This is a genomic window from Undibacterium sp. RTI2.2, from assembly GCF_035018705.1.
In the GTDB taxonomy this organism is placed as follows: Bacteria; Pseudomonadota; Gammaproteobacteria; order Burkholderiales; family Burkholderiaceae_D; genus Undibacterium.
Map to the genome: position 1 here is coordinate 24,065 of NZ_JASJXN010000021.1, position 21,804 is coordinate 45,868.

Annotated in this window: 15 protein-coding genes; 5 read left to right on the top strand and 10 right to left on the bottom strand. The window is 46.8% G+C overall.

What is annotated here, in order from left to right:
- Nucleotides 1-223 precede the first annotated feature (223 nt).
- The 7 genes from QN395_RS12890 to dapC form a co-directional block, all read right to left on the bottom strand.
- Nucleotides 224-2,215, bottom strand: coding sequence for an ATP-binding cassette domain-containing protein (locus tag QN395_RS12890; protein WP_322119293.1), 1,992 nt, complete (start codon nt 2,213-2,215; stop codon nt 224-226).
- 164 nt (nt 2,216-2,379) lie between these two features.
- Entirely contained in the window at nt 2,380-3,279 is a 900-nt protein-coding gene (prmB, locus tag QN395_RS12895; RefSeq protein ID WP_322119292.1) for a 50S ribosomal protein L3 N(5)-glutamine methyltransferase, read from the bottom strand.
- Nucleotides 3,276-4,403: a succinyl-diaminopimelate desuccinylase gene (dapE, locus tag QN395_RS12900; RefSeq protein ID WP_322119291.1), complete on the bottom strand. Its 1,128-nt coding sequence runs from the start codon at nt 4,401-4,403 to the stop codon at nt 3,276-3,278. The genes prmB and dapE overlap by 4 nt, the downstream gene beginning before the upstream one ends.
- 5 nt (nt 4,404-4,408) lie before the next feature.
- Nucleotides 4,409-4,792, bottom strand: coding sequence for an arsenate reductase (locus QN395_RS12905; protein WP_322119290.1), 384 nt, complete (start codon nt 4,790-4,792; stop codon nt 4,409-4,411).
- Nucleotides 4,793-4,841: 49 nt separating this feature from the next.
- The gene (locus tag QN395_RS12910; protein ID WP_322119289.1) at nt 4,842-5,978 is read right to left on the bottom strand and encodes a PilT/PilU family type 4a pilus ATPase; all 1,137 of its coding nucleotides are present in this window, start codon (nt 5,976-5,978) and stop codon (nt 4,842-4,844) included.
- Nucleotides 5,979-6,075: 97 nt separating this feature from the next.
- Complete coding sequence (dapD, locus tag QN395_RS12915; RefSeq protein WP_322119288.1) at nt 6,076-6,906, bottom strand: 2,3,4,5-tetrahydropyridine-2,6-dicarboxylate N-succinyltransferase; 831 nt, start codon at nt 6,904-6,906, stop codon at nt 6,076-6,078.
- Nucleotides 6,907-7,113: 207 nt separating this feature from the next.
- The gene (dapC, locus tag QN395_RS12920; protein ID WP_322121592.1) at nt 7,114-8,334 is read right to left on the bottom strand and encodes a succinyldiaminopimelate transaminase; all 1,221 of its coding nucleotides are present in this window, start codon (nt 8,332-8,334) and stop codon (nt 7,114-7,116) included.
- Nucleotides 8,335-8,636: 302 nt separating this feature from the next.
- Here dapC and smc point away from each other — a divergent pair, with 302 nt between their 5' ends.
- From smc to def, 5 genes are all read left to right on the top strand, one after another.
- Entirely contained in the window at nt 8,637-12,161 is a 3,525-nt protein-coding gene (smc, locus tag QN395_RS12925; RefSeq protein WP_322119287.1) for a chromosome segregation protein SMC, read from the top strand.
- Nucleotides 12,158-13,291 carry a cell division protein ZipA C-terminal FtsZ-binding domain-containing protein gene (locus tag QN395_RS12930; RefSeq protein WP_322119286.1) on the top strand — a complete coding sequence of 378 codons (1,134 nt, stop codon included), beginning with the start codon at nt 12,158-12,160 and terminating at the stop codon, nt 13,289-13,291. Before smc ends, QN395_RS12930 begins: the two co-directional genes overlap by 4 nt.
- A gap of 42 nt (nt 13,292-13,333) precedes the next feature.
- Nucleotides 13,334-15,448 carry an NAD-dependent DNA ligase LigA gene (ligA, locus tag QN395_RS12935; RefSeq protein ID WP_322119285.1) on the top strand — a complete coding sequence of 705 codons (2,115 nt, stop codon included), beginning with the start codon at nt 13,334-13,336 and terminating at the stop codon, nt 15,446-15,448.
- Between the two features lies 1 nt (nt 15,449).
- A complete protein-coding gene (gene galU / locus QN395_RS12940; RefSeq protein ID WP_322119284.1) occupies nt 15,450-16,331 on the top strand; it encodes a UTP--glucose-1-phosphate uridylyltransferase GalU in 882 nt (293 codons plus the stop codon).
- A 109-nt stretch (nt 16,332-16,440) separates the two neighbouring features.
- Entirely contained in the window at nt 16,441-16,974 is a 534-nt protein-coding gene (gene def, locus QN395_RS12945; protein ID WP_323492136.1) for a peptide deformylase, read from the top strand.
- A gap of 412 nt (nt 16,975-17,386) precedes the next feature.
- Here the strand turns inward: def and QN395_RS12950 are convergent, their stop codons facing one another.
- The 3 genes from QN395_RS12950 to map all read right to left on the bottom strand — a co-directional run bounded on the left by QN395_RS12950 (nt 17,387) and on the right by map (nt 21,690).
- A complete protein-coding gene (locus QN395_RS12950) occupies nt 17,387-18,133 on the bottom strand; it encodes a pseudouridine synthase (protein ID WP_322119282.1) in 747 nt (248 codons plus the stop codon).
- Between the two features lie 159 nt (nt 18,134-18,292).
- Nucleotides 18,293-20,860, bottom strand: a complete 2,568-nt coding sequence (locus QN395_RS12955; RefSeq protein ID WP_322119281.1) for a [protein-PII] uridylyltransferase — start codon at nt 20,858-20,860, stop codon at nt 18,293-18,295.
- Nucleotides 20,860-21,690: a type I methionyl aminopeptidase gene (gene map, locus QN395_RS12960; protein ID WP_322119280.1), complete on the bottom strand. Its 831-nt coding sequence runs from the start codon at nt 21,688-21,690 to the stop codon at nt 20,860-20,862. Before map ends, QN395_RS12955 begins: the two co-directional genes overlap by 1 nt.
- Nucleotides 21,691-21,804: the final 114 nt, after the last annotated feature.

Genomic DNA, 21,804 nt, shown 5'->3' on the forward strand with positions numbered 1-21,804 from the left:
GCGTCGTCGTCGCGTCTAGCCAGTCAGTCCGCCAAAGGCACACTTGTCGCTGTTCCAATGGAAAATCTGGGTTGAATACTCCAATCACATCAACGAATACCTGATTCGTGTCTAATTGCTGTTGTATATTTTTACTGATGGAGGTGTCAGGTGAGCAATGATGTGCGTTCGATTACGTTGCGCTAATCGCACCTACCAGGTTGACTTAATGAAGCTAATTTCTTTACGACACAGCCTCCAAAAATTCCTGCTGCTCCAGCCAGTCCGCCTCGGTTTGTTCTAGCTCTTTTACTAGATACGCCTGATCTAGTAAGAGACCTTTTAGTTTCTCTTTATTGGCATCGCTATAGATATCGCTACCTTCAAGCTGGGCTGAGATATCTTGTTTCTTGGCGTTGAGCTTGGCCATTTGCTCTTCCAGGCGTTTGATCTTTGATTCGATCGGTTTGCGTTGTGTGGCGAGCTTTTGTCTTTGCTCTGCGTCTCTGCGTTTTTTTTCTTTATCTTCGACCTGATCTTCTACCGGGATCGGTTTTGCCAGTGGCAAACTGTCTTGCTTTTCTTTAGTTTTGGCTGGCAAACTTGGGGCGGCTTCTTTGGCTAATTTATTTTTGAATAGCCAGTCTTTATAGTCGTCCAGATCGCCATCAAACGGTAACAATTTTCCATCGGCGACGATGATGAATTGGTCGGTAGTGGCGCGTAATAAGTGGCGGTCATGTGAGACGACGATCAGCGTACCTTCAAACTGGGCGAGCGCTTCGGTCAGTGCTTCGCGGGTTTCCAAGTCCAGATGGTTGGTTGGTTCATCGAGCAGCAGCAGGTTAGGGCGCTGCCAGACGATCATGGCTAATGCGAGGCGGGCTTTTTCGCCACCGGAGAAAGGTGCGATGGGGCTGGTGACCATGTTGCCGGGGAAATTGAAGCCACCGAGGAAATTACGTAATTCTTGCTCGCGTACATTGGGTGCGATGTGGGCGAGATGCCAGAGTGGTGATTCGTCGTGGCGTAACATTTCTACCTGATGCTGGGCGAAGTAGCCGATCTCTAAGCCTTTGCCTGTTTGCATATCGCCGCACAAAGGCGCGATGTCGCCGACGATGGTTTTGATCAGAGTAGACTTACCTGCACCGTTGACGCCTAATAAGCCGATTCGCTGGCCGATTTGTAGCGAGAATTTGACGTCGGAGACGATGGTTTTTTCAGTGAAACTGTGATCAGTTTTTGATTCAACCCGGTAGCCGCAGTTGACGTCTTCCATGACCAACATAGGATTTGGCGCGCTGAGTGGTTCGCGGAATTGGAATTTGAATTCAGCCGCAGCCCGCAGCGGCGCGAGTTCTTCCATCTTAGCCAATGCTTTAATGCGGCTTTGCGCTTGTTTGGCTTTACTGGCCTTGGCGGCGAAACGATCAATAAAAGATTGCAGGTGATCGCGTTTGCGGGTTTGTTTTTCTAAGGTACCTTGTGCCAGGATTAACTGGGCGGCGCGCTGCCGTTCAAACGCGGAATAGTTGCCTGAATAGCGCTTGAGTTTGCGCTCATCAATGTGCACGACGACGTTGACAACGACGTCCAGAAAGTCGCGGTCATGCGAAATGATGAGCAGGGTGCCTGCGTAGCGTTTTAGCCATTCTTCCAGCCAAATAATCGCGTCCAGATCCAAATGGTTGGTGGGTTCATCGAGCAACAATAAATCGGATTTGCACATCAGGGCTTGCGCCAGATTTAAACGCATGCGCCAGCCACCGGAGAAGCTGGCAACGGATTGTTCCATTTGTGCCAGCGTAAAACCGAGACCCAGCAATAATTGTTCGCCGCGTGAGCGCACGGTATAGGCATCAGCATCGGCCAGTGCACCGTACATTTCGCCAATGGCGAGGCCGTTTTCTGCGCTCTCGGGTTGTGCTTCCAGCGCGGCTAATTGTGCTTCTAGTTTGCGTAAGGTGGTGTCACCATCAATCGCATAATCAATGGCGCTGCGTTCCAGTGCGGGTGTTTCTTGTGCGACGTGGGCGAGTTGCCATTTGGCGGGAAATTCGATGCTGCCTTGATCTGGATGCAGCTCTCCGCGCAACATGGCGAACAGGCTGGATTTGCCCGCGCCATTAGAACCGATCAAGCCTATCTTGTCGCCGGGATTGAGCGTGACATCGACGCTATCGAATAGAGGTTTGGTGCCGCGCGCCAGGATGACTTGTTGAAGACGTATCATTATTTACTTATTTCTAAAATTTCAAAAAACGGGGAGTATGTGATTCTAAGTGTTGATCGCCCAAGTATTATCTGGACGATCTTCATTTTAATGTTGATACTTATAGTGAGTATCTTATTTTTGGCAGTGCGATATTAGCTGCTTATTCACTACTTATTCAATGCTTATTCATTATTTAGCTGACTGGCGTTGATGAGAAATACCATGTCGTCACCCGCGCTGGTAGATAGCCAGGTCAGATCGAGGTCAGCAAATGCTTGCTCTGCAAAGGCTCGTTCATTGCCGATTTCTACCATCAGGATGCCGTTTTTGGTCAGACGTTTGCCTGCGCCTGCGACGATTTTACGCACCAGATCCATACCGTCCTCACCACCAGCCAGGGCGATTTGTGGCTCATGCAAATATTCTTGTGGCAGTTTACTCATAGAGCCGGAATTAACATACGGCGGATTGGTAATAATCAGGTCGTATTTTTTGTCTGGCACATTGGTGTATAGGTCTGACTCAATCAGGGTAATGCGGTCCTGTAGTTCGTAAGTATCTACATTGCGTTGGGCGACTGCCAACGCGTCTTTAGAAATATCGACGGCATCAACTTGCGCATCCGGAAAGGCGTCAGCCAGCATGATGGGCAAACAGCCAGAGCCGGTACAAAGTTCCAAAATTTGCGTGATTGTGTCCGGCTCTTGCACCCATGGTGAAAAATGCTCAGGGATCAGTTCTGCGATGAATGAACGCGGTACGATGACGCGCTCATCGACGTAAAAATTATACGTGCCTAGCCAAGCTTCATTGGTGATGTAAGACGCCGGCACGCGATCGGTCGAGCGACGATGAATTACAGTCAGACAGGCTTCGACCTCCTCTGGTAGCAAACGCGCATCCAGAAACGGATCAATTTTATCAATCGGTAATTTGAGCGTATGCAGCAGCAGATAGGCGGCTTCATCTAGCGCGTTAGCACTGCCGTGACCGAAAAATAATTTTTCCGTATTGAAGCGAGTCACCGCATAGCGTAACAAATCACGCAAAGTTAAAAATAAAGTAGAGGGTAGTTTGCTCATGTCAGCAGGTTTTCTAAGGTGCGGCGATAAATGTTTTTGAGTGGATCGATAAAGCGGACTTCGATGTGTTCATCAATCTTGTGGATACTGGCATTGGGCGGACCAAACTCAACCACTTGCGGACAAATTTTGGCGATAAAGCGTCCGTCGGAGGTGCCGCCAGTGGTGGACAATTCTGTCGTCAGGCCGGTTTCAGATTGAATCGCGGCACCGAGTGCATCACTTAACTCACCTTTTGGCGTGAGGAAGGGATGACCGCCGATCGTCCATTTTAAATCGTAGTCCATACCGTTTTTGTCGAGGATGGCATGCACGCGTTGTTGCAAACCTTCTGCTGTACTGGCGGTAGAAAAACGGAAATTGAAATCAATGACGGCGGTGCCAGGGATGACGTTGGAGGCACCAGTACCGGAGTGAATATTCGACATTTGCCATGAAGTTGGCAGGTAATACTCGTTACCTGCATCCCATACCTCTGCCACCATCTCTGCCAGCGCAGGGGCAACCAGGTGAATGGGATTTTTTGCCAGTTGCGGATAGGCGATATGACCTTGCACCCCTTTAATAGTGAGCTTGCCGGACATCGTGCCGCGTCTGCCGTTTTTAATGGTGTCACCCAACAGATCAACTGAGGTTGGTTCGCCAACGATGCAATAATCCAGTTGCTCACCACGGGCTTTGAGTTGTTCACAAACGACAACGGTACCGTCGGTTGCCGGACCTTCTTCGTCGCTGGTGATCAGGAAAGCGATGGAGCCTTTGTGATCTGGATGGGCTTCAATAAATTCCTCGCAAGCGACTACAAATGCGGCAATCGAGGTTTTCATATCCGCTGCGCCACGGCCATATAACTTGCCATCTCTGTGGGTAGGCGTAAATGGTAACGACTGCCATTGATCAACTGGCCCGGTTGGTACGACGTCGGTATGACCGGCGAATACCAATAAGGGTTGTGCAGTGCCTTTACGCGCCCAAAGGTTGGTGACATCACCGGACTGTATTGTCTCGCACTGAAAACCAAGAGGTGTCAGCAAAGAGATCAGTTCATCCTGGCAGCCTTTGTCTTCTGGTGTGACAGAAGAGAGCGCGATCAGTTTTTCTGTCAGCGCAAGTGTTTTACTCATGGCGATTATTTGAAAAGAGGTTGGTATTGTTGGGCCGAAAATCCGACTTCGATATGCGTGACTTTGGCGCTGGAGGATGGTATTCGCAACACAGGACGTTTAATGATGGAGGGCGATGCAATCATCAGTGCAATCGCTGCATCGATATCGCTGACCGAGGCTTTTTGCTCATCTGTGAGCGCGCGCCAGGTTGTGCCTTTGCGATTGATTAGTACGTCAAGACTGGTGTGCTGAAGCCAGCCTTCAACAGTTGCGCGCTCTAGTCCCTGTTTTTTAAAATCATGGAAATCGAAAGTAAAATTGTAACTAAGAGCGTACTCCTGCAACCAGGCGCGTGCCTTTTTGACGGTATCGCAATTCGGGATGCCATATAAAACGAGTGATTGCATGTTCTAATTTTTCTATTATTTCTTTGTATAAACTTGGCTATGAATTTGTTTATACGTTCAGTGTAAATTCGGTGAAAGACGCTTCTTCTTTTTGTTCTGGTTCTGGCTCTGGCGCGGTTGGACTTGGTCCGGCTTCGTTATTGAGCAACCACAATAAGTTATTAGCAGAATCGGCATTGGCCAAACCTTCTTCCTGACTGATCAGACCTTCTTTAATCAGGTGCATTAACGCACGTTCAAACGTCTGGGAGCCTGGCGATAAACTTTTCTCAATCGCTTCTTTAATCTGGAAAATATCGCCTTGCTCGATCAACTCTGCTACATAGCGCGTATTGAGCATAATTTCTACTGCCGGGCAACGACCTCCATCGACAGCACGTATCAGGCGCTGCGACACAATGGCGCGTACTGAAGAAGACAAATCTAATAACAGTGCGTTTCGATTTTCCATCGGGAAGAAGCTGATAATACGATTCAGTGCCTGATAACTATTATTGGCATGCAGCGTCGCCAATACCAGATGACCTGATTGGGCATAAGCAATCGCTGCCAGCATGGTTTCAAGATCACGAATCTCACCGATCAAAATACAATCCGGTGCCTGACGTAGAGAATTTTTTAAGGCGGTTTTCAAACTGTCTGAGTCAGTGCCAATTTCGCGCTGATTGACGATGGATTTTTTACTTTTAAACAGATATTCAATCGGATCTTCTAAGGTCAGAATATGACCAGTTCTGATTTCATTACGATGATCCAACATAGAAGCAATGGTGGTGGATTTTCCCGAACCGGTGGCACCCACGACCAGGATCAAACCACGCTTTTCCATAATCAGTTCGGACAAGACCAGCGGTAAGTGCAGCGTATTTAATGCAGGGATATTTCCCGGTACAAAACGCAGTACCGCTGATACTGTGCCGCGCTGACGGAAAGCAGACAGGCGGAAACGACCGATACCCGGCGCGCCGATACCGATATTAAGTTCATTCTCTCGTTCCAGTTGTGCCATGTGCTCTGGCGATACCACTTCATTAAGCAGCGACAGAATATTCGCCTGATCCATCTTTTGCTGGTTAATCGGCAGAAGATTGCCATTAATCTTGAGATGGATAGGCGAGTTCATGGCGAGAAACATGTCTGACGCATGTTTTTCTTTCATCAACTGGAATAAGCGATCCATTGCCATGGTGTGCCCCTATACAAAAAGGAAAAGAGTAAAAACTTAAAAAGTCGATGTATTTCTTTTTACAGAGGCACACCGAAACAAGGATCTAAACGAAAAATTAAACGCCGCGCAGCAACTCGTTAATACTAGTTTTGGAGCGCGTTTGCGCATCAACACGTTTGACGATCACTGCACAATACAAGCTGTATTTGCCATCTGCAGAGGGCAGGTTTCCAGAGACTACAACAGAACCAGAAGGAATGCGACCATAGCTGACTTCACCTGTGGCGCGATCGTAGATTTTGGTTGATTGGCCAATATAAACACCCATGGAAATCACGGAGTTTTCTTCAACGATGACGCCTTCTACGACTTCAGAACGGGCACCGATAAAGCAATTGTCTTCAATGATGGTTGGATTAGCTTGCATTGGCTCTAAAACGCCACCAATTCCTACGCCGCCTGATAAATGTACGTTTTTACCGATTTGCGCGCAGGAGCCGACGGTTGCCCAGGTGTCCACCATCGCGCCCTCATCGACATACGCACCGATGTTGACGTAGGACGGCATTAATACAACATTTTTACCAATAAAACTGCCGCGACGTGCAACGGCAGGTGGTACCACGCGGAAACCGCCTTTAGCAAAATCTTCTGCGGTGTAGTCAGCAAACTTAGTCGGTACTTTGTCGTAGAACTGCATGTTATCGCCGGATGGCATCACGATGTTGTCTTCCAGGCGGAAGGACAGCAAGACCGCTTTTTTAATCCATTGATTAACTTGCCAGTTACCGACGCTGATTTTGTCAGCGACCCTCAGTGTTCCAGCATCAAGCTGGGATAAAACATGGGCAACGGCTTCGCGTAATTCTGCAGGTGCCGATTTAGGTGAAAAACTGGCGCGATCTTCCCAAGCCTGGTCAATGATTTGCTGTAATTGTTGAGTCATATTATTTTTTCAGTTTTTATAAAAGAGAGTGAATAGGTAGGTCGTTGATTCAATTAAAAGATCAAAATAAGAACCGATATTTTAGTTAGGACTTATGCAAAATCGCCCCATAGCTGTATTTAAAGTACTGTCGTCGTCGCTACGCCTTGTTGGGACAATTTTTCGTAAGTCCTTTTAGTAGTTAATTCGATTAATCAGTTCAGTAAATCAAAGACCGGCAAGTTTTTTGGTGAAAGCGACAATACGTTGTGCTGCTTCCATACATTCTTCGACCTCGGCTACCAGCGCCATGCGAATACGGTTTTGTCCCGGATTGCTACCATGTGCATCCCTTGCTAAATAGCTGCCAGGTAGCACAGTCACATTATATTCTTGGTATAAGCGCTTAGCGAAGTCTGTATCTGAAATGGATAACAGCTTATCGACCCTAGCCCACAGATAGAAGGCAGCATCAGGCAAATTCACGTCCAGAACTTCTTGTAAAAGTGGTGTGACTTGCGCAAATTTTTGACGGTATTTCTCTCGATTTTCTTGTACGTGTAATTCATCATTCCAGGCCAGAATCGATGCCGACTGTATGCTAGGGCTCATCGCGCTGCCGTGATAAGTACGGTATAGCAGAAAGTTTTTGATAATACTTGCATCACCAGCGACAAATCCAGAGCGCATGCCAGGCACATTAGAGCGTTTAGATAAACTGGATAAGGTGATTAAGCCTCGGTAGTCATTTCTGCCTAAAGCATGCGCTGCTTGTAAGCTGCCTAGCGGTGCCTCTGGCTTAAAGTAAATTTCGGAATAGCATTCGTCTGCGGCAATCACAAAACCGTATTTGTCTGATAAATCGAATAATTCTTTCCAGTCTGCTAGTGTCAACACGGCACCAGTCGGGTTACCGGGGGAGCAGATGTACAGTAATTGCACCCGTTTCCAGATATCGTCTGGAATACTTTTATAGTCGGGAGCGAAATTGCGTTCAGGATCAGCGTTGGCAAAATAAGGTTCAGCACCGGCCAAGTATGCTGCGCCTTCATAAATTTGGTAAAACGGATTGGGGCACAGAACGATAGGTTTGCCGTACTGGTTATCGCTGGGATCGATGACTGTTTGCGCTAAAGCAAAAAGCGCCTCGCGTGAACCATTTACCGGCAAAATCTGAGTGGCAGCATCCAAAGCAGGTATTGCATAACGACGTGCCAGCCAATTTGCAATCGACATTCTTAATGCATCCGAACCCGCAGTCGACGGATATGCGCTTAGGCCGTCTAAATGATCTGTCACGGCCTGACGGATAAATGCTGGTGTCGGATGCTTAGGCTCACCAATACCTAAGCTGATTGCTTTGTAGGCTGGATTTGGTTTGACATCCGCGAACAGAAGTTTTAGCTTTTCAAAAGGGTAAGGTTGAAGTTTTTGCAGGAAAGGATTCACTGTAAATTCACGAGTAGTGGTGGAATTGCGATCTAAAAATGATGTTTTCATCATCTTTTGCTAGAAAAACTAAAGAATAACGCCATATTATAGCCTTCCACGTTGCGTTGCGGCATAGGGAACGCCTTAGTTGGGCATCATCAAAAACGGAATTTCACACCTTCAAAATGTTATGATGATTGAAAAAGTAATGTGTAAAACATGGGACTGGAAAAAATCGATTCAATTTTTGTTTGTAAATGCAAATTGGATATGAGTTTTCAGGCGGAATTTGAACATTAAAGACAGTAAAATTTTATAACGTGCGTTTAACTTCCATTAAATTGTCGGGATTCAAATCTTTTGTCGATCCGACCAACTTTCAGGTTCCAGGCCAGCTCGTAGGCGTGGTCGGTCCCAATGGCTGTGGTAAATCTAATATCATCGATGCCGTACGCTGGGTTTTGGGGGAGTCAAAAGCTTCCGAGCTCCGTGGTGAGTCGATGCAAGACGTTATTTTTAACGGATCTACCCACCGCAAACCTGCTGGTCGCTCTTCTGTTGAATTGGTTTTCGATAATAGTCTGGGTAAAGCAGCCGGTCAGTGGAGTCAATATGCAGAGATCGCCGTTAAACGCACGCTAACGCGCGACGGCACATCAACTTATTACATTAACGGTCAGCCAGTTCGTCGCCGCGATATCCAAGACATCTTTATGGGTACTGGCTTAGGGCCACGCGCTTACGCGATTATTGGCCAAGGCATGATCTCGCGGATTATTGAGGCGCGACCTGAAGAGTTAAGGATATTTTTAGAAGAAGCGGCTGGCGTATCTCGCTACAAAGAGCGGCGTCGCGAAACCGAGAATCGCATTCATGACACTCATGAAAATCTAGTGCGTGTAGAGGACATTCTGCGCGAGTTAAACGCTAATTTAGAAAAACTCGAAGCCCAGGCAGTTGTCGCCAATAAATACAATGAGTTGCAAGGCGACCAGGAAGAGAAGCAAAAACTGCTCTGGTTATTGCGTAAAAATGAAGCGGCAAATGAGCAAACTCGCTATTTCGCAGAAATAGAAAAAACCCAGATAGATTTAGAAGAACAAACCGCCAAGTTACGCCATGTTGAATTAGAGCTAGAGCAAATGCGTCAGGCGCATTATGCGGTTGGCGACAAAATGCATCAGGCACAAGGACACTTGTACCATACCAATGCTGAGATTGGTAGCCTGGAAGCGCAGATCAAGTTTGTCATTGAATCGCGCAGCCGTTTACAGAGCCAGCTCAATTCTTTGACGGCACAGCGTGATCAATGGCAACGTCAGGGGCAACAATTTCAAGATGATCTGGCTGAGGCCGAAATTCATGTGGAAGAACTCGGTGAACGTTCTGAGCAGGCGCAAGAAATCGCCCAGCAGCAGAACGATAAAATCCCAGCGTTAGAACAAGTCTGGCGTGAGGCGCAACTCAAAACCACAGAGTCGCGTGCCAAGATCATGCAGTTGCAACAGCAGATCGAGCTGGAATCGGCACATCAGCGCAATGCCTCGAATATTCTGAACACACTGGCTACCCGTAAAGAACGTTTGCAGCAAGAAAAACAAGGCTTGGCAATTCCAGATAACGTGCATCTGGAAAATCTGTCCTTGCAATTGGAAGAGAAAAAACAAGTACTAGAAGAGTCGTCCATGCAGTTGGAAGAAGCACAAGAGCGCTTGCCAATTATTGAGGAAGAACGTCGCGCGGCGCAACAACAAGTCAACCAAGATGCCGCCGCTTCAGCACAATTAGATGCGAGGCTGCAAGCGCTGAAACAGTTGCAAGAGAAGGTTTTGAGTCAGGGCAAAGTACAACCTTGGTTGGAAAAGCATGAACTCAGCGGTTTGCCAAAGCTCTGGCAAAAACTACACATTCAACAAGGTTGGGAAACTGCGCTCGAGGCTGTGTTACGTGAGCGGACCTCAGCGTTGGAAATGTCCAATCTTGATTGGGCTAAAGCATTCTTTAATGATGCTCCGCCAGCGAAGCTTGCTTTGTATTCTCCGCAGGTGAATACGCCAACAACCGAGTCAGTTGCTGGTTTGCAGCCTTTGCTATCTTTGCTTCAACTAAATGATGCTGGCGTACGCGGCTTATTGCAGGACTGGTTACATCAAGTGTATGCGTCTGATGATGTTGCCAGTGCGTTCCAAAACCGGGATAAATTGCCATTAGGTGCGTGCTTTATCACCAAGCAAGGCCATGTCATTAGCAAGACTAGCGTACGGTTTTATGCAGCGGATTCTGAACAAGATGGTGTGCTGGCGCGTCAGCAAGAAATCGATAATATTAGCAAGCAATCTCGTGCTCAACAAATGCTGGCAGATGAATCCAAAACGCGCACGGTGCGGGCGGAATCTGCTTACACGCAAGCGGCACAAAGCTTGCAAGAGTTGCGCCAGCGGGTCACTAGCCTGACCCAGACGGTGCATAGCTTGCAAATCGAATTTATGAAGCTGTCAGAAGTGCAAGCGCGTTTTAATCAGCGTAGTACGCAAATCATGAGCGACCTGACAGAAATCGCGGCACAAGAAAGCGAACAGCAACAAGCGAAAATTGAATCCGAAGAGAAGTTTGAGATGCTAGATATTGATCTCGCCGAACTGCAAGAAAATCATGAGCAAGCTCAGACCAATTATCTCGAAAAAGAACAGCATTTAACGGACGCTCGCCACCGCTTACGTGATTTAGAATTAGCTGCACAAGAAAGTGCGTTCTCAGAAAAAACCCATCGTAATAAAATGGAGGAGTTGCGTCGCAGTATTGCCACGGCCGTAGAGCAATCTGCCCAGCTATTTGCAAATATGCAGCAAGGTCATCTTGAGTTAGAGGAAATGGATGACCAGACTGCCCAAGCTGGTTTGCAGTCTTTGTTGGAAAAACGGAGCGACCAAGAGCGCGCGCTATCGGATGCGCGTCACGAGCTTGATCAACTGACGCAAAAATTACGTCAGGTAGAAGAGAGCAAAATGCAGGTAGAGCGCAGCCTGCAACCACAACGCGACAGAATCGTGGAGTTGCAACTCAAAGAACAGGCAGCGCGTTTAAATCAAGAGCAATTCGCAGAACAATTGCGTAATTTTGACGTAGATGAACAAGCTCTTTCACAAAAATTGCATGACGATATGAAACCATCGTATCTACAAGGTGAAGTCACCAGATTGACAAACGCGATCGCTGCATTGGGCGCCGTGAATATGGCAGCGTTAGATGAGTTGGCGCAAGCGACTGAGCGCAAAACTTTCCTGGATGCGCAATATGCCGATTTGAACGAAGCTATTACGACCTTGCAAGATGCTATTCATAAAATCGATATTGAAACGCGTGATCTTTTGCAAGATACATTCAATAAAGTGAATCTCCATTTTGCCGAATTATTCCCGATTTTATTTGGCGGTGGACAAGCGAAATTGATTATGACTGGCGATGAAATTCTGGATTCGGGTGTGCAGGTGATGGCACAGCCACCAGGTAAGAAAAACGCCACAATTCACTTATTGTCCGGTGGTGAAAAAGCGCTGACTGCAACGGCATTAGTATTCTCGATGTTCCAGTTAAATCCGGCACCGTTTTGCTTGTTGGATGAGGTTGACGCACCGCTTGATGATTCAAACACGGAACGTTTCTGTAACATGGTGAAACGTATGTCCGCTAACACACAGTTTTTGTTCATCTCCCATAATAAAATTGCGATGGAAATGGCGCAGCAACTGATAGGCGTCACCATGCAAGAGCAGGGAGTTTCTCGTATCGTTGCGGTGGATATGGAGTCCGCCGCACATTTCGCATCTGAGGCGCAAGCAGCATGACAGATCTACAAATTGTTTTACTCGGAGCCGGTGGTGCCTTTTTAGTGGGCATCGTTGCATACAATAAATGGCAAGAATATAAAGCGAAGAAAAGTGTTGATCAGGCATTTGGTGCAGGACACGATGACGTCCTGATGAACCGGGATGCCTATCCGGAATATCCAGATAAATTGGCAGAACCTCGTTTTAAAGAAGAGACATACAAAGAAGATGTATTCAACTCGCCGCGCCATGAACCTAGTTTGGATACTGATTTTGCAGAAGAAAATTCAGATTTTGGACAGCAAAATGCTATCACTGATCGCACAGCTACTTCATCATTTGGCGCCGCCGAAAAAGAATTGCCCGTCGATGAATTGATCGATTGCATCATTCCTTTAGAGTTTGATGCGCCAGTGCGCGGCGAAAAATTATTGAGTGAAATCCAAGGCCTCAAGTATGTTGGCAAAAAGCCGGTACATTTCATTGGATTAAGTCATGATGGTGTGCGCGATGTGATCGCTCATGGTGGAATTTATACCGCCTTATTTGCTGGCGTGCAAATGGTCAATCGTAGCGGGCCTATCAATGAATTAGAGTATTCAGAATTTGTGACGAAGCTGCGCGAAATTGCAGACCGACTGAACGCACATTCAGATATTCCTGATATGAACCAGGTCATGTCCAATGCACGCGAACTACATCAGTTTGTGTCTGAGCACGACGCACAATTGAGTGTCAATGTATTGGCCAACGGCGCGCCATGGGCTGTTGGTACTTTACTTGCTGCGCTAGAAAAACAAGGGTTTGATATACGTCCAGATGGTCGCCTTGTAATGCCAGACGGCGATGGCGGCAATTTATTTACCTTATCCACCAATGTCAGCGTCAGCGAAACGGTTACTGCTCGCCTTACCTTATTACTCGATGTGCCTTGCGTTGCACCATCGCGCGACGGTTTTGGTGCGATGGCTGCCTGTGCCCGTTCATTATCTACGCGTCTTGGTGGTACGGTAGTCGACGACGGTAATCAAGCAATTTCTAAAGTTGCCCTAGATGAAATTGCAGGTCAAGTCAGTGAGTTTTATGCCGCTATGGCGGAAGCGGATATTGCTGCTGGCTCGACTCGCGCACAGCGTTTATTTAGCTGATTTATTTTAGCTAACTTAGTCAACAGACCCTAAATTCACTTTATGCAAAATGATTTATTTGGCGGTTCTCCGTCAAAAGCGGCGTCAGCTGAATCGCCCTCATCTCCCTCATCTAGCTCAGCCTTGCCAGAGAATACTCCCGCTATCCTTGCCGCTAAGTTGCGGGCAGATATCACCCGACATGCACATGCTTACTACGTTTTAGATGCGCCAACTATTCCTGATGGTGAATACGATAAATTATTTTTAGCGTTGCAAGCATTAGAACAAGAATACCCTGAATTACGGACGCCAGATTCACCGACTTTACGCGTTGGCGGCGCTCCTTTGCCTGAGTTTACGCAAGTCCAGCATGCTACACCGATGCTATCCCTGAATAATGGTTTTGAGGAGCAGGATATTCGTGCTTTTGATCGTCGTGTCAGCGATGGTCTGGATACACAGCAAGCAGTGGAATACGCAATTGATCTGAAGTTTGATGGTCTTGCCATTAATCTTCGTTATGTAGATGGCGTATTCACGCAGGCGGCGACTCGTGGTGATGGATTTACGGGTGAAGACGTAACGGAAAACATCCGCACCATTCGTAGTATTCCTCTACGTTTAAATGTAAAAGAACCACCTAAGGTATTGGATGTGCGCGGTGAAGTTTTGATGTTTAAAAGCGATTTTGAAAAACTCAATCAACGTCAGCGTGCAGCCGAGGCTAAAGAATTTGCGAATCCACGTAACGCGGCCGCGGGTAGTTTGCGTCAGCTAGATTCTAAAATCACTGCGCAGCGTAGCCTCAGATTTTTTGCTTACGGAATTGGCTCCCTGGAAGGTGCAAGTTTGTCCGGCTTGCAGCTATATTCTCATCGAGCTTTATTGGAATGGTATAAATCGATGGGCATTCCTGTTTGTGACGAACAGACCATCGTGCGGGGTGCGGACGGGCTCTTAGATTTTTACCAGCAGATACAGCAACGACGATCACAATTGCCATATGAAATTGACGGTGTCGTCTACAAAGTTAACTCGTTCGCGCAGCAAGATACTTTAGGCTTTGTATCGCGTGCGCCACGCTTTGCGATTGCACATAAATTTCCGGCACAAGAAGCTTTAACCACCGTGTTAGATATTGAAGTCCAGGTCGGGCGTACTGGTGCAATTACTCCAGTGGCTCGTTTAGCGCCCGTATTTGTCGGCGGAGTCACCGTGACTAATGCGACCTTACATAATGAGGAAGAAGTGCGTCGCAAAGATATTCGTATTGGCGACACCGTGTCGGTGCGCCGTGCTGGCGACGTCATTCCTGAGGTGGTCGCGAGCATCTTAGAAAAACGTCCTATTGACGCTAAAGAATTTGTAATGCCGACACAATGCCCTGTTTGCGGGTCAACAATTGTTAAACTGGAGGATGAGGCGATTGCCAGATGCTCCGGCGGGTGGATAAAATGTATTGCTCAAAGAAAAGGTGGTTTGTTCCACTTTGCTTCACGCAAGGCTATGAATATTGATGGCGTCGGCGAGCAATTAATCGATCAATTGGTCGATAAGCAGGTAGTGACAACAGCAGCAGATTTATATAAATTAGGTTTAACGTCCTTAGTAGCGCTGGATAGAATGGCCGATAAGTCCGCGCAGAACATTCTGGGGGCGCTGGAGAATTCTAAAGCCACGAGTTTTGCCCGTTTTATTTATGCATTAGGGATTCGTCATGTTGGTGAATCAACTGCAAAAGATTTAGCGGCGACTTTTGGTAATGCCGATGCATTAATCGACGCGACCGAAGAGCAGTTACTGGCGGTGTCTGATGTAGGCCCCGTGGTTGCGAAGTCGATAAGATTATTTTTTGCTGATCCGCTCAATGTCGAGCTAGTGCAACAGTTACGGGCATCTGGAATACATTGGCCAGAAGCAGCACAAAAAGAAGTCGGCTCTTTACATTTGCTTGGGCAGACGTTTGTGTTAACCGGAACTTTGCCAACACTAAGTCGCGATCAGGCAGGTGCTTTGATAGAAAGTGCGGGTGGCAAAGTAGCTGGTTCGGTATCAAAAAAAACCAGTTATGTCGTTGCCGGAGATGATGCTGGTAGTAAGTTGTTAAAAGCGCAGGAATTGGGTATCCCTTTACTGACCGAAGCGGAATTGCTTCAACTCTGTTCAAGGAATTAAGATGAGAAAGATTACAAAAGCAGTATTCCCGGTTGCAGGTTTAGGTAGCCGTTTTTTACCTGCGACAAAAGCGCAACCAAAAGAAATGTTGCCTATCGTCGATAAGCCACTGATTCAATATGCGGTAGAAGAAGCGGTTGAGGCAGGTATTACCGAAATGGTGTTCATCACAGGTCGTGCCAAACGTGCGATCGAAGATCATTTTGATAAAGCTTATGAGTTAGAAAGTGAGTTGGAAGCCGCAGGTAAACAGGCTTTGCTGGACCTGGTCAGAAACGTTATTCCAAAAAATATCAATTGTATTTATATTCGCCAACAAGCTGCTTTAGGTTTGGGTCATGCCGTTTTGTGTGCCCGCCCGGTGATTGGTGATGATCCTTTCGCTGTGTTGCTGGCGGATGATTTGATGGATGCAGATGAAGGTTATCCCTCCGTTATGACGCAAATGGCTCGCTTGTATGAAGAAGAAGGCGGTAGTGTGATTGCAGTGCAGGATGTGCCGCATGAATTTACCCGCCAATACGGTATCGTCAGCGGTACGCCGTATAAAGATCGCGTAGAGAAAATGCACGGCATTGTCGAAAAACCGAAACCAGAAGATGCGCCATCTAATCTGGCGGTAGTTGGACGTTATGTTTTGTCAGCGCGTATTTTTGGATATTTAGAAAAGCTGGGTAAAGGCTCCGGAGGAGAAATCCAGCTCACTGACGGCATCGCCGCAATGCTGAAGGATTATCCTGTGTATGCCTATCGTGCTGCCGCGACTCGCTATGATTGTGGTTCTAAACTTGGTTATCTCAAAGCCAGCGTTGCCTTGGGTTTAAAGCATCCAGAGACCGGAGCAGAATTTTCTGAGTATCTACGTAGTCTTAAATCTACTTAAGCTTCGCTTTGATATCAGGCCAAACGTGATGTTCAATTGCGTTTGGCCTTTTTGTTTCTACCAATTTTTTTAAATTAACCCGAGCTGTTGAAAGCCAAGGAGTCTTTTTATGATTCATCCGATTTTAAAAATGGGCGACTCTCGTCTTTTACGCAAAGCAGAGCCAGTGAGGCAATTTAATACAGAAGAGCTAAACAGCCTGGTCAAAGACATGTTTGAAACCGTGATCGCGGCTAACGGCGCTGGCTTGGCAGCGCCGCAAATTGGAGTTAATTTGCAGTTAGTGATTTTTGGTTTTAAAGATAATCCACGTTACCCAGACGCCCCAAGAGTGCCGGAAACAGTCTTACTGAATCCCGTGCTAACGCCATTGTCTGATGAGACCGACGATGCCTGGGAGGGATGTTTGTCAGTGCCCGGAATGCGCGGTCTGGTGCCACGCTGGAGTAAATTACGCTATGAAGGCTTTGACCAATTCGGCAATCCCATATCTCGTGAAGTCGATGGATTTCATGCGCGTGTCGTGCAACATGAATGCGACCATTTGGATGGCGTCTTATATCCAACGCGAATTAAAGATTTGACGAAGTTTGGTTTTACCGAAGTCCTGTTCCCAGACATGGATCCAGGCGACGATGATTGAAGCTTCGGTGGTAGGTTTAACGTACTACGAAAGCTTTTTCATCGGTCTTAATCAATATACTCCCACTGGGTATTATTAGGTTGTCCATATAAAACCTGGGCAATAGGCGGTTTTTCAATAAAAAATAGGGGAGTATATTATTCTTGCTAGGGTTGATCGGGTATATAGTGTTAGTTAAACCCAGATTTTCCATTAGACCGCTACTACTTCGCAAAAAAAGCAGAGGGCATGCGGTGTTCAGTGCGATAGCACGACCGCGATTTGAGTGCGAGCGCTACAGCGACAATTGACCCTTTGGCGAACTGCCTGGCGTTGTTGCTCCTCCTAGCAAGATGCAGCTTGCGTCGTCGTCGCGTCTAGCCAGTCAGTCCGCCAAAGGCACACTTGTCGCTGTTCCAATGGAAAATCTGGGTTAAAACTGCTCGTCGTCACGCAAGTAGCGCCACTGACCTTCGGGTAAATTTCCCAGCCTGACTTTCCCTATGCGTACCCGTTTCAAGCCCAGCACTTTTAAGCCGACCATCTCGCACATGCGGCGAATCTGGCGCTTTTTACCTTCGCGCAAAACAAACTTAAGCTGATCTTCATTGAGCCAACTGACTCTGGCAGGGAGCAATTTTTTACCATCTAACATCAAGCCGTGATTGAGACGCTTTAATTCTGCATCGGGTAGGGTGCCTGTTTTGCCATATTGAACGCGAACCAGATATTCTTTTTCTACCAAGGTGTCTTGCCCGATCAGTTGCTTGGCAATTCGACCATCCTGGGTCAATACCAATAAGCCGACAGAGTCGATATCCAGACGCCCTGCTGGCACTAGGCTTCTGAGTTGGGTTGGATGGAATTGCGTATCCACCGCGCATTCAGTCCAACGCGCTTCTGGTTTGATCAATGCAATCGCCGGTGTATAGCCATCTTCAGCTTGACCGCTGACATAGCCGACCGGTTTATTGATGAGGATGGTGACGCGTTTTGATTGTTCCGCCGCGGCTTGACGCTCGACTGAAATTTGCTGGTCTGGCAGCACCTTAATGCCGAGTTCAGAAACTACTTTGCCGTCCACTCTGACCCATCCGCGCGCGATCCATTCGTCGGCTTCGCGGCGTGAGCAGATGCCCAATTCAGACATTCGTTTCGATAGGCGTACAAGTTCGGTCATGGTAAAGATAATCAATTAATAGTGATGAAAATAACGTTAAGTAAGTCTTAATTAAACGCGAGGTAGTCGTTTAATGGCTCAATAACAGGTAGGGCGTTGCATTAAAACAGAGACGCTAGAGATTTGTTTAGTTTTTAGAAAATATCCATTTGATTCAGCCTAAATCCGTAACGCATCCAATAGCTCAGTCTCAAATTGTAATTGGTTTTTAGCTCTTTGTAGCGAGGCACCATCGACCAGAAAAACGTCTTCTACCCGCTCACCAAGCGTCATAATTTTGGCTGTATGCAAATTAATTTTATATTTGGTTAATACGTTTGCAATCGAGTACAGCAGACCGTTTCTATCATTGGCTGAGATTGATAATAAATAGTATTGACCACGCTCATCCGGCCTTAGATCCACGCTTGGTACTATCGGGAAGGTTCTGGACATGCGTGATAACCGGCCACGGTTCGGAGGTGACAAGGCAGTCTGCTGGGTGAGCACCGTTGCCAGTTCATGCTCGATTAAATTAATGATGTCACGGTAGTTATTTGCAAAGGCAGGCTCAATCACCAAAAAAGTATCGAGCGCATAGCCACTTTTAGTTGTATGAATTTTCGCGTCTAAAATGCCAAAATTTTTGCTATCAAAATAATTGCAAATTCGGGCAAATAAATCAGCTTGATCTTGAACATAGACAGTGACTTGCAAGCCTTCGCCAATTGGTGATAAACGACAGTTGACGACTGGAACTGTGCTGTTAATTTTGTCATACAGTGAGCGCGTTTGCCAGGCGATATCGGAGGAGTCATGACGTAAAAAATACGCCATATCCAGTTGCTGCCAAAGCGCCTCATGAGCATCTACGGGCAAACCAAAAAGACGTAAAGCTTTAAGTGCATCCTCCTGCCGATTTTTTAATTCTCTATCTTTAGATGGTGCTTCGCCACCTAAAATTCGCAAGGTAATACGATATAAATCCTCTAGCAGTTTCCCTTTCCATGCATTCCAAACCTTAGGACTGGTGCCACGAATGTCTGCGACCGTGAGTAGATATAGTGCTGTGAGGTGACGTTCGTCCTTCACTATTTTTGCAAATGCCTGTACAACATCGGGATCAGATAAATCCTGTTTTTGTGCGAAATGCGACATCGTCAAATGCTGCTGTACTAAAAATATAATCAACTCAGAATTGGCTTTAGAGATACCGTGATCAAAGCAAAATTTCTTTGCATCTGCCATACCTAAGACAGAATGATCGCCGCCGCGTCCTTTGGCGATATCATGGAAAAGTGCCGCGATATATAACACCCATGGTTGCGTAAAGTTCGCCATTAACTGGCTGCAAAATGGGTATTCATGTGCATGTTCTGTCATCGTAAAACGACGTATATTGCGCACCACCATCAATATGTGTTGATCTACTGTGTAGGCATGAAACAGGTCGTGCTGCATCTGACCAATGATACGTCTGAAGTTAGGCAGGTAGCGACCCAGAATACTCATCTGGTTCATGCGCCGTAACGCATGGGTAATCCCGCGCGGAGACTGCAGAATCTGCAAAAACATCGCACGGTTAAAAATATCGTGACGGAAACCCGCATCAATCAAAAAGCGAGCATGCCACAAGGCGCGCATGGTGCGTGCGGTCATCCCTTTCAATTCAGGGTGTTGCACCAGCAGCAGAAATACTTCTAGTATCGCAGACGGTGTTGACGGAAAAAGCTCATCCCGGGCCATATCAATAAAACCGTTTACTTCATTAAAATGCAGATTGATTGGGCGCGGCACGGACGGTTGGGGAAATAAGCTGGCTTCAATATTTTGCAGCAGGATCATATTGAGTTGCGTAACCGTTTTTGCTGCCCAATAGTAGCGCTGCATTAAATGTTCACTAGCTCTGCGCGAATCAGTAGTCTTAAATCCAAAAGTCTCAGCAATCGCTGTTTGCACGTCAAAGATCAGCCTGTCTTCGCGTCGACCCGCGTGAATATGCAGCCGTATGCGAATATCTTTGAAAGCGCGCTCATTGCGCTTAAGTTGGTGTGCTTCGGTTGGCGTAATCAAGCCACGATCAGCGAGTTCCCGCCATGAGTTACCTAAGTTAGCCGCTTTAGCAACCCATAAGATCACCTGCAGGTCTCTTAGTCCTCCCGGGCTTTCTTTGCAGTTTGGTTCCAGGCTGTAGGCAGTATCTTCGTACTTGACATGCCGCTGACGCATTTCCAGTAGTTTTTCCTGGAAAAATTGTTGCGGGTTTATATCGGCAAGATAGGCTGCTTGTAGTTCACGGAATAATTTACGGCTGCCAGTAACTAAGCGCGCTTCCAGCAAACAAGTTTTAACGGTAAGGTCTACTTTTGCTTCTTGCATGCATTCGTCAACAGTGCGTATGCTGTGACCAATATCGAGTCCAATATCCCAAAAAATCTGCACTAATTGTTCCAGCTTCGCACGCGTCAGACTATCTGGCTGTGCAGACAGGAGAATCATGACGTCTACATCAGAATAAGGGAATAATTCTCCTCGCCCATAACCACCAACTGCGACCAGCGCAGTACTGGTCGGGAAGTTGAATTTTTTCCAAATTTTGATTAAAACGTTATCAACATTGCGGCACAAGTCGTGCAGTAATTGTTCCGCTTTGTGATTTTCTGTGAATGCAGCGATTACCAACTGTTGCGCTGCTTTGAGTTCTTCTTTGAACTCTAATGCGGAAATGTTTGCAACAGCGGCTGTCATTATGCTGGTAGGTTTTGCGTCGAGCCGGCCAAAATAAATGCAGGAGGCGGAGGTGATCCCGCAGATAAGGTCAATACTTCATAACCTGTTTCTGTGACCAAAATCGTGTGTTCCCACTGTGCAGATAAGCTGCGGTCTTTTGTTTTAATGGTCCAGCCGTCACCCATTTCACGAATGTCACGACGACCAGCATTAATCATCGGTTCTATAGTGAATATCATACCAGGCACTAATTTCTCTAATGTGCCAGGACGCCCGTAATGAAGTACTTGTGGTTCTTCATGGAAAACTTTGCCGATGCCGTGACCGCAAAATTCACGAACCACGCTATAGCCAGCTTTTTCTGCGTGTTGTTGAATGATATGGCCGATATCACCCAAATGATTACCCGGTTTTACTTTGGAAATACCTAACCACATGCATTCGTATGTGATCTCATTAAGACGTTTTGCCAAAATCGATGGCTCACCAACCAAGAACATACGGCTATTATCCCCGTGGTAGCCATCTTTGATCACAGTAATGTCTAAATTGACAACATCGCCACTTTTTAATATTTTATCCCCGGGAATTCCATGGCAAATTACGTCGTTGACCGAAGTGCAAATCGCCTTTGGGTAAGGCGTGTAGCCAGGTGGGCAATAGTTTAATGGAGCCGGGATGGTACCTTGGATATTGGCCATGTATTCATGACACAATCTGTCTAATTCACCCGTAGTTACGCCTACTTTGACGAATGGCGTAATGTAATCCAGTACTTCCGAGCCAAGTCGGCCTGCTATACGCATTCCTGCGATATCTTCCGGTGTTTTAATTGAGATAGATGTCATGCTGAGCCAAATAAGATGAATATAAGTAAGCTCCAATTATAGTCGAGGCAAGAGCCGTTCGCTGGCCGATCATTGCGCGCTTGAATTTAGGGCTCATTTCGTAGTACAATAGAA

Coding starts and splice junctions, on each gene's coding strand:
- ligA (WP_322119285.1), top strand. CDS start 13,334: ATGCAAAATGATTTATTTGGCGGTTCTCCGTCAAAAGCGGCGTCAGCT.
- def (WP_323492136.1), top strand. CDS start 16,441: ATGATTCATCCGATTTTAAAAATGGGCGACTCTCGTCTTTTACGCAAA.
- QN395_RS12955 (WP_322119281.1), bottom strand. CDS start 20,860: ATGACAGCCGCTGTTGCAAACATTTCCGCATTAGAGTTCAAAGAAGAA.
- QN395_RS12890 (WP_322119293.1), bottom strand. CDS start 2,215: ATGATACGTCTTCAACAAGTCATCCTGGCGCGCGGCACCAAACCTCTA.
- dapD (WP_322119288.1), bottom strand. CDS start 6,906: ATGACTCAACAATTACAGCAAATCATTGACCAGGCTTGGGAAGATCGC.
- QN395_RS12905 (WP_322119290.1), bottom strand. CDS start 4,792: ATGCAATCACTCGTTTTATATGGCATCCCGAATTGCGATACCGTCAAA.
- QN395_RS12950 (WP_322119282.1), bottom strand. CDS start 18,133: ATGACCGAACTTGTACGCCTATCGAAACGAATGTCTGAATTGGGCATC.
- map (WP_322119280.1), bottom strand. CDS start 21,690: ATGACATCTATCTCAATTAAAACACCGGAAGATATCGCAGGAATGCGT.
- QN395_RS12930 (WP_322119286.1), top strand. CDS start 12,158: ATGACAGATCTACAAATTGTTTTACTCGGAGCCGGTGGTGCCTTTTTA.
- QN395_RS12910 (WP_322119289.1), bottom strand. CDS start 5,978: ATGGCAATGGATCGCTTATTCCAGTTGATGAAAGAAAAACATGCGTCA.
- dapE (WP_322119291.1), bottom strand. CDS start 4,403: ATGAGTAAAACACTTGCGCTGACAGAAAAACTGATCGCGCTCTCTTCT.
- prmB (WP_322119292.1), bottom strand. CDS start 3,279: ATGAGCAAACTACCCTCTACTTTATTTTTAACTTTGCGTGATTTGTTA.
- galU (WP_322119284.1), top strand. CDS start 15,450: ATGAGAAAGATTACAAAAGCAGTATTCCCGGTTGCAGGTTTAGGTAGC.